This is a genomic window from Brachybacterium sp. SYSU DS0246, assembly GCF_059391765.1.
In genome coordinates this window covers 1-13,830 of record NZ_JBZXYT010000031.1, presented here as the reverse complement: position 1 = coordinate 13,830, position 13,830 = coordinate 1, and the positions used below count along the sequence as shown (strand labels likewise).

At 70.8% G+C, this 13,830-nt stretch carries 13 protein-coding genes; 10 read left to right on the top strand and 3 right to left on the bottom strand.

Features of this window, described 5'->3' with window-relative positions:
- Positions 1-25: 25 nt before the first annotated feature.
- The 4 genes from AC5020_RS14015 (at position 26) to AC5020_RS14000 (ending at position 4,005) form a co-directional block, all read left to right on the top strand.
- Positions 26-1,054 (top strand): aldo/keto reductase, encoded by a 1,029-nt coding sequence (locus tag AC5020_RS14015; protein WP_464988716.1) that lies wholly within the window; start codon positions 26-28, stop codon positions 1,052-1,054.
- Positions 1,055-1,180: 126 nt separating this feature from the next.
- Entirely contained in the window at positions 1,181-2,179 is a 999-nt protein-coding gene (locus AC5020_RS14010) for a dihydroxyacetone kinase subunit DhaK (protein ID WP_464988715.1), read from the top strand.
- A 56-nt stretch (positions 2,180-2,235) separates the two neighbouring features.
- On the top strand, positions 2,236-2,967 hold the full coding sequence (locus tag AC5020_RS14005; RefSeq protein WP_464988714.1) for a DAK2 domain-containing protein: 732 nt from the start codon (positions 2,236-2,238) through the stop codon (positions 2,965-2,967).
- A gap of 195 nt (positions 2,968-3,162) precedes the next feature.
- Entirely contained in the window at positions 3,163-4,005 is an 843-nt protein-coding gene (locus AC5020_RS14000; protein WP_464988713.1) for a sulfite exporter TauE/SafE family protein, read from the top strand.
- A 34-nt stretch (positions 4,006-4,039) separates the two neighbouring features.
- Here the strand turns inward: AC5020_RS14000 and AC5020_RS13995 are convergent, their stop codons facing one another.
- Complete coding sequence (locus AC5020_RS13995) at positions 4,040-4,996, bottom strand: helix-turn-helix transcriptional regulator (protein ID WP_377018615.1); 957 nt, start codon at positions 4,994-4,996, stop codon at positions 4,040-4,042.
- Positions 4,997-5,049: 53 nt separating this feature from the next.
- Between AC5020_RS13995 and AC5020_RS13990 the strand changes: the two genes are divergently transcribed.
- Positions 5,050-5,709: a mycothiol transferase gene (locus AC5020_RS13990; protein ID WP_464988712.1), complete on the top strand. Its 660-nt coding sequence runs from the start codon at positions 5,050-5,052 to the stop codon at positions 5,707-5,709.
- Positions 5,710-5,751: 42 nt separating this feature from the next.
- Complete coding sequence (locus tag AC5020_RS13985; protein WP_464988711.1) at positions 5,752-6,558, top strand: DinB family protein; 807 nt, start codon at positions 5,752-5,754, stop codon at positions 6,556-6,558.
- 6 nt (positions 6,559-6,564) lie between these two features.
- On the opposite strand, the gene AC5020_RS13980 is transcribed toward AC5020_RS13985, so the two are convergent.
- Together AC5020_RS13980 and AC5020_RS13975 are read right to left on the bottom strand one after the other, a co-directional pair.
- Positions 6,565-7,785, bottom strand: coding sequence for an MFS transporter (locus AC5020_RS13980; RefSeq protein ID WP_464988710.1), 1,221 nt, complete (start codon positions 7,783-7,785; stop codon positions 6,565-6,567).
- Between the two features lie 81 nt (positions 7,786-7,866).
- Complete coding sequence (locus AC5020_RS13975; RefSeq protein ID WP_464988709.1) at positions 7,867-8,997, bottom strand: ROK family transcriptional regulator; 1,131 nt, start codon at positions 8,995-8,997, stop codon at positions 7,867-7,869.
- Between the two features lie 229 nt (positions 8,998-9,226).
- On the opposite strand from AC5020_RS13975, the gene AC5020_RS13970 reads away from it, so the two are divergent.
- The 4 genes from AC5020_RS13970 to AC5020_RS13955 all read left to right on the top strand — a co-directional run.
- On the top strand, positions 9,227-10,915 hold the full coding sequence (locus tag AC5020_RS13970) for an ABC transporter substrate-binding protein (protein WP_377792480.1): 1,689 nt from the start codon (positions 9,227-9,229) through the stop codon (positions 10,913-10,915).
- 10 nt (positions 10,916-10,925) lie between these two features.
- Entirely contained in the window at positions 10,926-11,912 is a 987-nt protein-coding gene (locus tag AC5020_RS13965) for an ABC transporter permease (RefSeq protein ID WP_464988708.1), read from the top strand.
- Positions 11,913-11,921: 9 nt separating this feature from the next.
- On the top strand, positions 11,922-12,872 hold the full coding sequence (locus tag AC5020_RS13960) for an ABC transporter permease (RefSeq protein ID WP_377018622.1): 951 nt from the start codon (positions 11,922-11,924) through the stop codon (positions 12,870-12,872).
- Positions 12,873-12,928: 56 nt separating this feature from the next.
- Positions 12,929-13,830: ABC transporter ATP-binding protein (locus AC5020_RS13955; protein ID WP_494564444.1), on the top strand; the 902-nt coding region annotated here is incomplete at its 3' end.

Sequence of the window (13,830 nt, the reverse complement as noted above, 5' to 3'; positions counted from 1 at the left end):
CCGAGAAGTGAGGTCACCGATGTCCATGCAGTACAGAACCCCGTCTCGCCTCGGCCGCCCGCTGTCCGTCATCGGCCAGGGCTGCTGGCAGATCGGCGCCGACTGGGGCGATGTCTCCGACGACTCCGCGAACGCGGTGCTCGAGGCCGCCCTCCAGGCCGGCGTGACGTTCTTCGACACCGCCGACGTCTACGGCGACGGCCGCAGCGAGCGCCTGGTGGGCGGTCTGCCCGAGCGGGCCGCGGCGCTCGCCGGAGAGGCCGGGTCCTCGTCGGCCCCGCTGTTCATCGCCACCAAGGCCTCGCGCCGCGCCGATCCCTTCGCGCCGGAGTCCTTCACCGAGGAGAACCTGCGCTCCTGGATCGAGCGCTCCCGGCAGAACCTCGCCACCGACACCCTCGACCTCGTCCAGCTGCACTGCCCGCCGCCGGAGATCTACCGCGACGACCGCGTGTTCGACGTGCTGGATGCGCTGGTCGGCGAGAAGAAGATCGCCGCCTGGGGCGTCAGCGTCGAGACCTGCGAGGAGGCGCTGATCAGCCTCGAGCGCGAGCACCTCGCCTCGATCCAGATCATCCTGAACCCCTTCCGCCTCAAGCCCCTGGACGAGGTGGTGCCCACTGCTCGCGAGAAGGGCGTGGCCATCATCGCCCGGGTGCCGCTGGCCTCGGGTCTGCTGACGGGGAAGTTCTCCCCGTCGACCACCTTCGCCGGCAACGATCACCGCAGCTTCAACCGTCACGGCGAGGCCTTCGACCAGGGCGAGACGTTCTCCGGTGTCGAGTACGAGACCGGCCTGGAGGCCGTCGCGCGCCTGGAGCAGGCGCTGGACGGCGCGATGCCCCTGCCCGAGGCGACGCTGCGCTGGATTACCGGCCAGGACGGCGTGACCGCCGCGATCCCCGGTGCCAGCACCGGTGAGCAGGCCCAGCGCAACGCCGCGGCCGGCAGCGAGCCGACCGCGGAGCAGGCCGACGTGCTCGAGCGCTTCGACACGGCCGTCCGCGAGACCTACGAGGAGCTGCTGCGGGAGTCCATCCACCCGCGGTGGTGAGGCGAACTGCAGCGGTGAGCTGAGCATCGATCGCCGGGCGGCCGGGAACCTGTGCGTTCCCGGCCGCCCGGTTCGAGCTCGTGGGCGCTACGCTCGTCTCACCGGCAGCCGTCTCGAGGAGCGCCCATGCGACGAAGCATCATCAATGATCCCGACGACCTCATCCCGCAGGCCCTCGAAGGTCTCGCCCTCAGCCACCCCACCCTGCTGGAGCTGAACGCCGAGCACCGTTTCCTCACCCGCAAGCAGCCCGCCCGCGACAAGGTCGGTCTGGTCTCCGGCGGCGGCTCCGGCCACGAACCGCTGCACGCCGGGTTCGTGGGCACCGGGATGCTCGATGTCGCCGTGGCCGGCGCCGTGTTCGCCAGCCCCACCGCCTTGCAGGTCCTGGAGGCCACCAAGGCGGCCGACTCCGGCCGCGGCGTCGTCCAGATCGTCAAGAACTACACCGGCGACGTGCTGAACTTCCGCATCGCCGGGGAGATCACCGGGGACGACGCGATCGAAACGGAGATGGTGCTGGTCGACGACGATCTCGCCACAGATACCGAGGACGACGAGGGGCCCGGCCGGCGCGGTACGGCCGCCACCGTCATCGTCGAGAAGGTATGCGGAGCCGCCGCCGAGGCCGGAGCCTCCCTGCAGGAGGTCGCCGAGATCGGTCGCCGCGCCGCCGCGTCGGCCCGCACCATGAGCCTCGCGCTGACCGCCGGCACCCACCCCGGCGACGACCAGCCGCAGTTCGAGCTCGAGGCCGACGAGATCGAGCTCGGCGTCGGCATCCACGGCGAGCGGGCCGCGCAGCGCGCCTCCTTCGCCGACGCCGACGGGCTGACGGATCTGCTGCTGGACCCCCTGCTCGAGGAGCTGGGCCTGTCCCGAGGCGACGAGGTGATCGCCATCGTCAACAGCCTCGGCTCGACCTACCCGCTCGAGCTCAACGTGGTCGCCCGTGCCCTGCACCACCGCCTCGGCGACGCCGGCATCGAGATCAGCCGCTCCCTCGTCGGCCCGTACGTGACCAGCCTGGACATGCACGGCGTCTCGATCACGCTGATGCCGCTGGATGACCAGCTGCGGAGCCTGTGGGACGCACCGGTCCGCACCCCCGCACTGACCTGGTGAACCCCGACCCCGCACACACTGACCCGGTATGCCCTGACCTGGCAAGGAGCACCGACATGACCGCCACGACCAGCAGCGAACCCCTGGGCGACGACTTCGGGCGTCAGAGCGTCACGCTCGTGCGCGACACCCTCACCGCCGCCGCCGACGCCCTCGGCGACCTCGACCGCCGCGCCGGCGACGGCGACTTCGGCACCAACGTCCGCACCGCCATGAAGCTCCTGGACGCGAACATCGACGCGGAGGGCCCCAGCACCTATCGCGAGTGGTTCACCGCGCTGTACATGGCCTGGCTCGGCGTGGGAGGGACCAGCGGGCCCCTGTTCGGCATGTTCTTCCGCGACCTCGCCAAGGCCGGCGCGGACGGTGGGACCGGCGACAGCGCGGACCGCGGGACCGGAGACAGTGGCGCCGACGGGCGGGCCCCCACGCTCGCCCAGTTCGCCGAGGCGCTCGCCGCAGGCCAGGCCACCGTGCAGAAGTACGGCGAGGCCAAGGTCGGCGACAAGACCATGGTCGACGCGCTCGACCCGGCCGTGGGCGCCCTGCGCGAGGCCGTCCAGGCCGGGAAGGGCCCCGTTGAAGCACTCGCCGCCGCCGAGCAGGCCGGCCTCGAAGGAGTCCGCTCCACCGCGGAGACCACTGCCCGTCGTGGGCGCGCCAGCTACGTGGGCGACGCCTCCAAGGGCGTCATCGACCCCGGCGCCGCCGCCATGGTGCTGGTCATCGGCGCCGCGCGTGCGGCTGCGGCGGGGGAGTCCTCGGTGGATATCAGCTGGATCCGCTGACCGGACCCCGGCTACCGGGAGAGCCCGGCATGCCGGAGATGGCTGGCACGAACTTGTCGCTGAGCGGCGTGTGACCCCCGTGAGAGCAGGGCAGATGCCGCTCAGCTACATGTTCTTGCCGGAGGGCCGCGTGACCCGCCATCGCACTGCCCAGAGTTACCCCGGTGCCGCCCGGCGCTGGTAGGTTCACCGACCATGCCCGACCTCGCCGCGCTGCTGCCCACCCTCAGCGTCGCCTCGTGGCTGCTGGTGTGCGCCGGCGCCCTCGTGGTGGGCTTCTCCAAGACGGCCCTGCCCGGCGCCGGAACCATCGCCGTCGGACTGTTCGCCCTGGCCATGCCCGCCAAGGAATCCACGGCGGCGCTGCTGCTGATCCTGATCGTCGGGGACGCGACGGCGCTGTGGGTCTATCGACGAGAGCCCGATGTGCGCACTCTGGTGCGGCTGATCCCCAGTGTCCTGGTCGGCGTCGTGGCCGGCACGATCTTCTTCGCCACGGTCGGTGGGGAGGCCGTGCGGGGCACGATCGGCGTGATCCTGTTGGCATTGGTGGCGGTGACCGTCTGGCGTCGCCGCGTCGCTCAGCGCGAGAAGGCGGCCGATGGAGCGAGCGCGGGCACCTCGAGCGCCCTGCCTGCCACCCGGGCCGCCGCCGCACAGCAGGCTCCGCGTTCGAGTGCGCGCACCGCGCTGAGCCGCGCCGGGTACGGGCTGCTCGGCGGGTTCACCACGATGGTCGCCAACGCCGGGGGACCGGTGATGTCGATGTACTTCTACGCCATGCGCATGCCGGTGCTGACCTTCCTAGGCACCGCGGCCTGGTTCTTCGCCATCGTCAACGTGCTCAAGCTGCCCTTCTCAGCCGGGCTCGGCCTGATCACGCGGGAGACCCTGGTGATGGACGCGATCCTCATCCCGCTGGTCCTGCTGGGCGCACTGGGCGGCGCGAAACTGGCACGGCGGATTCCCCAGGGCGTGTTCGAGAACGCCGTCCTGGTGCTCACGGTCGCCTCGGCGATCGGACTGCTGCTGGTGTGATGCGCGGGGCAGCCGCGCGAGCGGCCCGGCGGGCTCAGGATGAGGCAGCGCGGGCGCTCGCAGCCCAGTGGCCCAACTCCTGCAGCGCGGTGAGCATCTCCGGGGGCTCGATCACCTCCACCGGTGCCCCCAGCTGCGCCAGGCGCGCGACGAGCCACCGCAGGTCGTCGGCACCCGCCCGCAGGATGCAGGCGTTCTCCCCGTCCGGGGTGATGGTCGCGGTGCGAGCGGGGACCCGCGGGGCGATCTCCTCGTAGGGGCGCAGCAGCCGGACCGTCACCCAGGTCTCGTACCCGCCGACGGTGATGGACTCACGGACGGTGCGCTCGATGTCCGGCGTCGGCCGTGGGGTGATCGGGAAGGTGCTGGGGTGGACATCGTGCATCCGGTCCAGCCGGAAGGTGCGCCAGTCCTCGCGATCGAGATCCCAGGCGAACAGGTACCAGTGGGCGTCCACGGTCAGCACGCGATGCGGTTCGATGCGTCGTTCGGCGCGCTGACCGTCGGCGCGTTCGTAGTCCACCCGCACACGCGTGCCGTCGCGGACCGCCGTGGCCAGGGTCAGCAGCACCTCCGACCGGGCGCCCGGGACAGGCCGGGCGACGACCCCCATCGCATCGGCGATCGCCGAGACCCCGGTGCGGACCTCCGGCGGCAGGATCCGATCCAGCGCGGCCAGGGCACGCAGCGCCTCGGCGTCCAGTCCCTCGATGCCGGAGGTCGCTGCCAGGCGCAGCCCGACGGCCACAGCCACCGCCTCGTGCGCCCCCAGCAGCAGCGGCGGCAGCTCCCGGCCCGCGCCGAGCTGATACCCGCCGCCATGCCCGGCCGACGTCAGCACCGGGTAGCCCATCTCCCGCAGGCGGTCGACGTCACGGCGCACCGTGCGCACCGTGACCTCGAGCCGCTCGGCGAGCTCGGGTCCGGTCCACACGGTGCGGGACTGCAGCAGTGCCAGCAGCTGCAGGGCTCTCCTCGTCACGTCGCTCATGGGCACAGTCTGCCTCTCTTCGAGGACAGAATCTGTCCGCGCAGCCCCGCAGAGTGGATCCCGACCGCATCGACCAGCGGGCCGACGAGCAGCAAGGGGAGAGCACGATGCCGTTCCTGACCAGAGACATCACCACCGAGCGCGAGGGCCTCGCCGTCTTCGCGCAGCAACAGATCCGACAGGTCGCGACCACCCTCCAGGGATTGGACCGCGACCAGCTCACCGCGCATCCCACCGCCTCCGAACTGAGCCTCGCGGTTCTCGCCCGCCACGTCCTCGAGGTCGCCGGCGCCTTCGTGGCTCAGGTCCAGGACGCCACGGCCCGCTCGCACTCGCCGCAGGGCACCCCAGGTGGCTCACCGCCCACCGCACTCAGGCCCGAACACTCCGAGGCACTCAGCGGCGGAGGGATGAGTGAGGCGGATCCCGAGGACACCTCGGACTCACTGCGTGAGGCGCTGGAGGCGGCGGCGACGCGACTGGCGGTCGCTTTCGAGGATGCCGACCTCGCCGCCCCGGTCGCGGTCCCTGACGCGCCCTGGCTCAGCGGAACGGAGCAGTGGACCGTGCGCTGGATCGCTCTGCACAGCATCGAGGAGTTCGCCCGCCACGCCGGCCACGCCGACATCATCCGGGAGAGCATCGACGCCAAGATCGCCTACGAGCTCAACGCCCTGGCCGACGGGCAGCCGTGGCCGCCCCCGGGGTGGTGACCGCCGGGCCCGATGAGGCGCTGGTCCTGCCGACTACGCGCCGTGAACTCGCCCAGCGAGTTCGAGTCCACGCAGCGCCATCACGCAGTGCCCGCCCACGCAGTGCCCGCCCACGCAGTGCCCGCCCACGCAGTGCCCGCCCACGCAGTGCCCACCCACGCAGTGCCCACCCACGCAGTGCCCATCCACATCAAGGAGAACACCACCATGGTCCCCACCACCGATCCCCACGAGACCATCGATTCGCGCGAGACCACCGAGCAGCCGGCCGGCGTCGGCGGCGACCTCGCCACCGTGCTGTTCGATCAGATCGACCACCACGTGCGTGAGTACGTGCGGCCCCGTCTGGAGGGCCTGACCGACGAGGAGTACTTCTTCGATCCCACGCCCGACGGCAGCGCCTGGAGCGTCCACCCCCGCACTCCACTGGGGCAGACGCCGCCGACCGCCCTCCACGGCGGCGCCGGGGACATGGTCATCGACTTCAAGTTCCCCGAACCGGACCCGGCACCGATGACCACGATCGCCTGGCGGTTCGGGCACATCATCGTCGGCATCCTGGCCGCGCGCAGTGCGTCCCACCTGGGCGGGCCCGCGGCCGACTACATGAGCTGGACGTACGCGGCCACGGCCGACGACGCCCTCGCCCAGTTCGACGCGGAGTACGAGCGGTGGCTGAGCGGCGTCCGCGCCTGGGACGAAGCGGACCTGCAGGTCGCCGCAGGAGAGTCCGAGGGCCCGTGGGCCGAGTACTCCCGTGCCACGCTCGTCGCCCACATCAACCGCGAGCTCATCCACCACCTCGCCGAGATCGCCCTGCTGCGCGACCTCTGGGCGCACCGGGGGTGAGCCCGGTCAGCGCGCTGGCCGCGGACGGCGCGGCCAGCGCGCCACGAGCAGATGCAGGGGGAGGGTCACCGCCAGCACCGCCGCCGCGAGCAACGGCAGGCGGCTCGGATCGAGGCCGCCGGCAAGGGCCAGCCCACCGGCTCCGCCCCCGAGCGCATTGCCGAGCGAGATGGCACTGGCGTTCAGCGCCATGACCACGGAGACGGATGCCGGTGCCATCGTGGCCAGCCGCGACTGCTGGGGGACGGCGTGGCCCCCGTTGCCGATGCCGGCGAGGACGAACCACACGACGCTGAGCACGGCCACGGCCGCCGGTGCCGCCAGGGAGAGGGCGAGCGCTCCGAACAGCGCATTGACCAGCAGGCCCGCCAGGATCAGCGTGAGCACGCGCACCGGGGAGAAACGGTCCGCGAGCCGCCCCGTCACGGCATTGCCGCTCATGCTCGCCACCCCGTAGGCGCACATCAGCACGATCATCATCCACGGCGCCGAGTGCGTGGGCCCGAGGATCAGTACCGCATAGGTGAAGCAGATGTAGCTCGCGCACAGCACACCGGTCGAGACCAGCAGCCCCGCCACCAGCCGGGGCTGCGCGAGGGGCCGCAGCCGCGCACGCAGGCTCGAAGAGGGATACCGCAGGTGGGGCAGGCGGAGAGCGATCCCCACCAGCGCCGCCGCCCCCACCGCGGAGACCAGGATCAGGGGCAGGCGCCAGCTGCTCTGACCGAGGATCAGGCCGACGGGGACCCCCAGCGCCGTGGCCGTCATCCACCCACCCAGCACGAACGACAGCGCCCGCCCGCGATGCCGCTCCGGCACCAGATGCACGACGTAGCCGGTCACCGCCGCGCCCAGCAGGCACCCGCCCAGCGCCGCGATGACCCGGCCGCTGAGAGCCATCGCGTAGGTCGGGGCGATCGCCGTGAGGAGGTTGCCGGCGATGAACGTGGCCAGCGCTGCCAGGATCGTGCGGCGCTGCTCCCAGCCGCTGGTGAGGGCACCGAGGATCGGCCCGGCGACCGCTGAGGTGAGGGCGAAGACCGCCACCAGCTGCCCGGCCAGCGCAGCGGTGACGTCGAGGTCGGCGGCGATGTCCGGCAGCAGCCCGGCCAGCACATAGCCGTCGATACCGGTGGTGAAGGTGGCCACCGCGAGCCAGATCAGCGTGCGGTACGGGACGCGGCTGGGCGCGGTGGCCTGGGCGTCGACAGTGCCGGAGGTGTTCACAGGACCGTGGGGTTCCTTCGCTCGGACGGGCCGCACGGCCACGCAACGGTGCCTGCGAGCTTACCCCGGGCACGCCGGCTCTCAGCGCTGCTGGCCGCCGGGCTCCATGAAGGTCTGCAGGGCGAGCACGGCGGCGCCGACCGCCCCGGGATGCGGCTGGACCTGGGAGACCGCCACGTCCAACGGGATCCCGGTCGCGTGCGAGCGTTCCGCGAGGTAGCGGCCGGCGGTCGCGTGCAGCAGTCCCGGTGCGGCCTGGATACCGGCGCCCGAGAAGACCACCGCCCGGATGCCGACAGCGCTGGTGATGGTCCAGGTCGCTCGGGCCAGTGCGGTGAAGGCATCGTCGAGGACGCTCAGTGCTCGGGGATCCCCGCGCGTGGCGGCCAAGGCGATCCGCACGACGTCACTGGTCAGGGCGGGACCGGCCAGCCCGTCGTCCTCGGCCGCGGCGTCCCGGACGGCCCCGGGAGAGGCATAGCGCGTCAGGCAGCCGGCGGCTCCGCACGAGCACGGCGGTCCGTGCGGATCGACGCAGACGTGGTCGAGCGTCGCGCCCGGGGCGCTCTGCAGCGGCTGGCCGTCCCGCAGGATCGTCAGCCCGAGACGGTCGTCCATGTGCACCGTCGCCGTCATCCCGTGCTCCGGCTGCTCCCCGCTCCAGAAGCTGCCCAGCGCGGCGCAGGTGGACGCGTCGGCGCTGGTGGTGGGGAACGCGAGGTCGCCGGTGACGGCCGCGAGCAGCTCCTCGCCGCGACCGTCGGCCCGCACCGGGGTGGCGAAGCCGATGCCGGTGGTCGAGTGCGGATCCCGGTCCGGTTCCATCGTCTCCAGGGCGTCGCGCAGCACGGCCGAGACCGCGGCGGGGGAGGCGTCGGGGGCCAGGGGCAGCACCACGCGGGAGCGGAGTGCCCCGGTCATGTCCACGCCGACCATCGAGAGGCGGTCGGCCTCGATGGTGCAGCCGATGGCGCGCCGTGCCCGGTTGTTCAGCCGCAGCAGTGAGGCCCGCTTGCCACCGTTGGAGCGGGCCAACCCGGTCTCGACCAGGAGGCCGGCAGCCATCAGGCGTTTGACGGCGTAGGTGACGGTGGCGGGGGTGACCCCGAGCTCGCGGGCGATCTCCACCCGGGTGGTCTCCGTGCGGCGGCGGACCATCTCGAGGATCGCGGCATCGGTCGAGGACGCTCGGCGCTCGCCGGTGGCAGTCATGGTGCACCCCCTGATGCGAGTCCGTGCCGGGCCCGGGACGTGCCCGGCTCCGCGGTGTCCTCGTGATTCTCCGGGATCGTCGTGACCGTTTCGTTGCCTGTGTGAGCCACGACATCCCTTGACGGATGGTCGGCCGCTCCGGAGACTACTCCTACTTCATTAAACAGATGAAGGAAGTTCCCCAGTGAACGACTCATCACGCGACGATGCGTGACCAAGGAGAGCAACGATGCACCTCAGTCGTCGAGATCTGTACAAGCTTGCCGCCGTCAGCGGCACCGGCACCGTCGCGCTGGCCTCGTGCGCCCCGACCTCCAATCTCGAAGAGAGCGAGGAAGGGCGCCCGACCATCACGGTCCTCACCGGGGCCGGGGAGATCAGCCGCAACCTCAACCCCCACTCGCCCTCGGTCATCTCCCTGGTCCAGGGTCCGATCTTCGAGCCGCTGTTCTACTACGACCCGCTGAAGGCCATCGACGTCGAACCCAAGCCGCTGCTGGGCGAGAGCTTCGAGTGGAACGAGGACGGCACGCAGCTGACCGTGGCGATCCGCCAAGGGGTGACTTGGCACGACGGTGAGGACTTCACCGCCGAGGACGTCGCCTTCACGTTCAACGCCATCCGGGACAACGAGGCGCTGAACCCGGCGGGGACCGCCCCGTCGGCCGAGGTCGTGGACGAGACGTCGGTGACCATCACCTATGACCGCCCCTCCTTCACCGAGGGCCCCAACGCGCTGGGCCGCACCTGGATCCTCCCCGAGCACCTCTTCGCCGACGTCGAGGACCTCGCGACCTATCCCAACGAGGAGCCGATCGGCACCGGGGCCTTCCGGCTCAGTGACTTCACCCCCGAGTCCTACCTGCTCACGGCCAACGACTCCTACTGGGAAGAGGGCGTTCCCGCCATCGGGGGCGTGCGCGCCCTGACCCAGTCCGGGAACCAGGTCGCCACCGACAAGTGGCTCGCCGGCGAGATCGACTACATGTCCACCGCGATCCCGGACATCGACGCCCACGTCGAGGACAACCCCGACCTCAGCTACACCAACACCCCCACCTCCCAGGCCGCACTGTTCGCCGCCTGCAACCCCGACCTGGGGTGCGAGGGACCGCAGACCGACGTCGCCGTGCGCCAGGCCCTGTACTACGGCGTGGACCGCGAGCAGCTGTCCGCGCTGGCGTTCTTCGGCCTCGGCAGCGACATCTCGCCCGCCTTCGCCCTGCCCGAGCGCGACGCCGAGTTCATCGACCCCTCGATCGAGCTCGCGCCCTGGAATGCCCAGCCCGACGAGGCCCGGCGCGTGCTCGAGGACGCCGGCTACACCGAAGGGTCCGACGGGATCTACGAGAAGGACGGGGTGCGCGTGTCCATGACCGCTTCCTGCCCCTCGGGCTGGTCCGACTTCGTGACCGCGCTGGACACCCTCGCCCAGCAGTACAAGGAGGTGGGCATCGAGCTCATCCCGCAGCAGGTCTCTGTCAACGAGTGGAACGACTCCAAGGCCAAGGGCACCTTCCAGCTGGTCATCGACTCCGTCGGCCAGGGACCCGCGCCCGATCCGTACTACCCCTATCGCACGCACTTCTCCACCGAGAGCACCGTCCCGGTCGGGGAGAACGGCAACCCGTACCAGAACATCACCCGCTTCTCGGACCAGGCGCTCGACGACGCCCTGGAGGCCGCCTCCGGCACCGACGATGTCGAGGAGAAGAAGCAGCAGTACTTCACCGTGCAGCAGCGACTGGTGGAGCAGATGCCCGCGATCCCGCTGCTGATCGGCTCGAGCCTGACGGAGTACAACAACTCGCGAGTGACCGGCTGGCCGACCCAGGAGGACCCGTACGTGTACCCGATGGCGTGGTCCGCCCCGGACAACGCCGAGGTGCTGAAGACGGTCACCCCGGTCCAGGGCTGAGGGCACCTGCATGCATCTGGTGCGCAAACTCGGCTTCTACCTGGTCGCGCTGTGGGCGGCCGTGACGCTGAACTTCCTCATCCCCCGGATGCTGCCCGGCAGCCCGGTCGACGCCGTCCTGGCCAAGCTCTCCCTGCGCGGTCCCGTCCAGCCGGAGACCCGCCAGGCCATCGAGGTGATGCTCGGGGCCGACGACAGCGGCAACCTGGTCCAGGAGTACATCGAATACATCGGGCGGCTGCTGAGCGGGAACCTCGGGGTCTCGGTGACCTACTTCCCCACCCCCGTGGGGCAGGTGATCGGCCACTCCCTGCCGTGGACGCTGGTGCTGGTGGGACTGGCCACGGCCATCACGTTCGTCATCGGCGTCTCGCTCGGCATGATCGCCGGCTGGCGCCGGGGGACGTGGCTGGACTCCCTGATCCCCTCGACCACGGTCATGCAGGCGGTCCCGTACTTCTGGCTCGCGCTGCTGTTCGTGTACGTGTTCTCGGTGAACCTGGGCTGGTTCCCCGTGTCCGGCGGCTACGACGTCACCCTGGTGCGTCCCGCCGTCGACTACCCGTTCATCTCCAACGCGATCTACCACGGCTTCCTGCCGGCGCTGACGATCGTGCTGTCCTCGCTCGGCGGCTGGTTGCTGGGGATGCGCAACATGATGGTCTCCACCCTCAGCGAGGACTACATCCTCACCGCCGAGGCGAAGGGGCTGGCCCCGCGTCGGGTGATGCTGATGTACGCCGCCCGCAACGCGGTGCTGCCCAGCGTCTCGGGGTTCGCGATCTCGCTGGGCTTCGTCGTCTCCGGCTCGATCGTGGTGGAGACGGTGTTCTCCTATCCCGGCATCGGTTACACGATGCTGCAGGCCGTCCACAACAACGACTACGCGCTCATGCAGGGCCTGTTCCTCATCATCACGGTCTCCGTGCTGGCGACGAACCTGGCGGTGGACCTGCTCTACGGCGTGATCGACCCGCGGACCCGGGTCCGCGGCTGAGGAGGCGACATGACGACCAGAGCTCTCGCCACGGCGCGTGCCGCCACCGGCAGCGCCCCCGCTCGCCGCGGTGACCGCCTGCGGCGGCTGCTGACCCCGTCCCTGATCGTCGGCGCGGGACTCGTGGTGGCCATCGTGCTGTTCGGGATCATCGGGCCGTTCGTGGTCCAAGACCCGCTGGCCGTGCACAACAGCGGCATGCAGCCGCCCAGTTCGGACCATCTGCTGGGCACCACCCAGACCGGTCAGGACGTGCTCGCCCAGCTCGCCCACGCCACCCGCGGCTCCCTGATCGTGGGGGTGCTGGTGGCGGCGCTGGCGCTGTTCCTCTCGGCGTTCTTCGGCATTCTCGGCGGGTATCTGGGCGGCTGGATCGACGAGTTCTTCTCGCTGTTCACCAACGTGGTGCTGATCCTGCCGGGGCTGCCGCTGATGATCGTGATCGGCTCCTACGTCCAGCAGCGCGGGCTGGTGCTGATCTCGGTGATTCTCGCGATCACGTCGTGGGCGGCCGCGGCGCGCGTGCTGCGCTCCCAGACCCTCTCGATCCGCACCCGCGACTACGTCTACGCCGCGCGCATCGCGGGGGAGCGACCCTGGCGCATCATCTCGGTGGAGATCCTGCCGAACCTGCTGCCGGTGATGTCCAGCGGCTTCGTCTTCGCCCTGATCACCGCGATCCTCGGGGAGGCAGGACTGAGCTTCATCGGCCTCGGAGTGGTGGGCACGCAGACCTGGGGCTCGATGCTCTACTACGCCCAGAACGGCCAGGCGCTCACCCTGGGCGGCTGGTGGTGGTTCGTCCCGCCGGGCCTGCTGATCGCCGCCCTCGGGGCCGGGCTGTCGCTGGTGAATTTCTCCATCGACACCATCATCAACCCGCGGCTCAAGCTCGCCCCGAAGGCGATGAAGCAGGTCAGGGCCGCGGAGAAGGCCGATCACGACGGAGCTGACGCATGAGCACCGAGACCACCGAGCTCTCTGCAGGGTTCGAGGAGGAGCGCTCCGGGTCACCGGTGCGAGAGGAACCGGTGCTGACGGTCGAGGGCCTCGACGTGGTCTACGAGGTCGAGGAGCCGGTTCACGCCGTCCAGGGTGCTTCGTTCGTCCTGCACCGCGGCGAGATCCTGGGGCTGGCAGGGGAGTCGGGCTGCGGGAAGACGACTCTGGCCTACGGACTCAATCAGCTGCACCGGCCGCCGGCGCGGATCACCGGCGGTTCGGTGACCTTCCACGACCACGTCACCGGGGAGGACGTCGACGTGCTCGCGCTGGAGGGGGAGAGCCTGCGAGCCTTCCGCTGGTCGAAGGTGGCGATGGTGTTCCAGGGTGCGATGAACTCGCTGAACCCTGTGCTGAGCGTGCGGACGCAGCTGGGCGACGTGTTCACCACGCACCGTCCGCACATGACGAAGCGGCAGCGCCTGGAGCGCAGCGAGGAGCTGCTCGAGCTGGTGGGCGTGGACCCCGCCCGCCTCAACGCCTTCCCGCACGAGCTCTCCGGCGGCATGCGCCAGCGGGTCATGATCGCCATGGCGCTGGCACTGGACCCCCAGCTGATGATCATGGACGAGCCGACGACGGCACTGGACGTCGTGGTCCAGCGGGAGATCCTGCAGGAGGTGCTGCGGCTGCGCCAGGACCTCGGCTTCGCGGTCGTGTTCATCACCCACGACCTGCCGATGCTGCTGGAGGTCTCCGATCGCATCGCCGTGATGCGCTCGGGGAAGATCGTGGAGCTGGAGACCGCCGAGAACCTGTACTTCGAGCCGAAGGCCGCCTACACGCGCAAACTCCTGGGCTCCTTCCCGTCCCTCACGGGGAGCACCGGGGACTTCGTCCGTGCCGGCTTCGGCGGGCCCGGGCAGGAACGCGCCGGTCAGGAGCCCGCCGGGACGGATCCTGCCGAGGCGGGAAC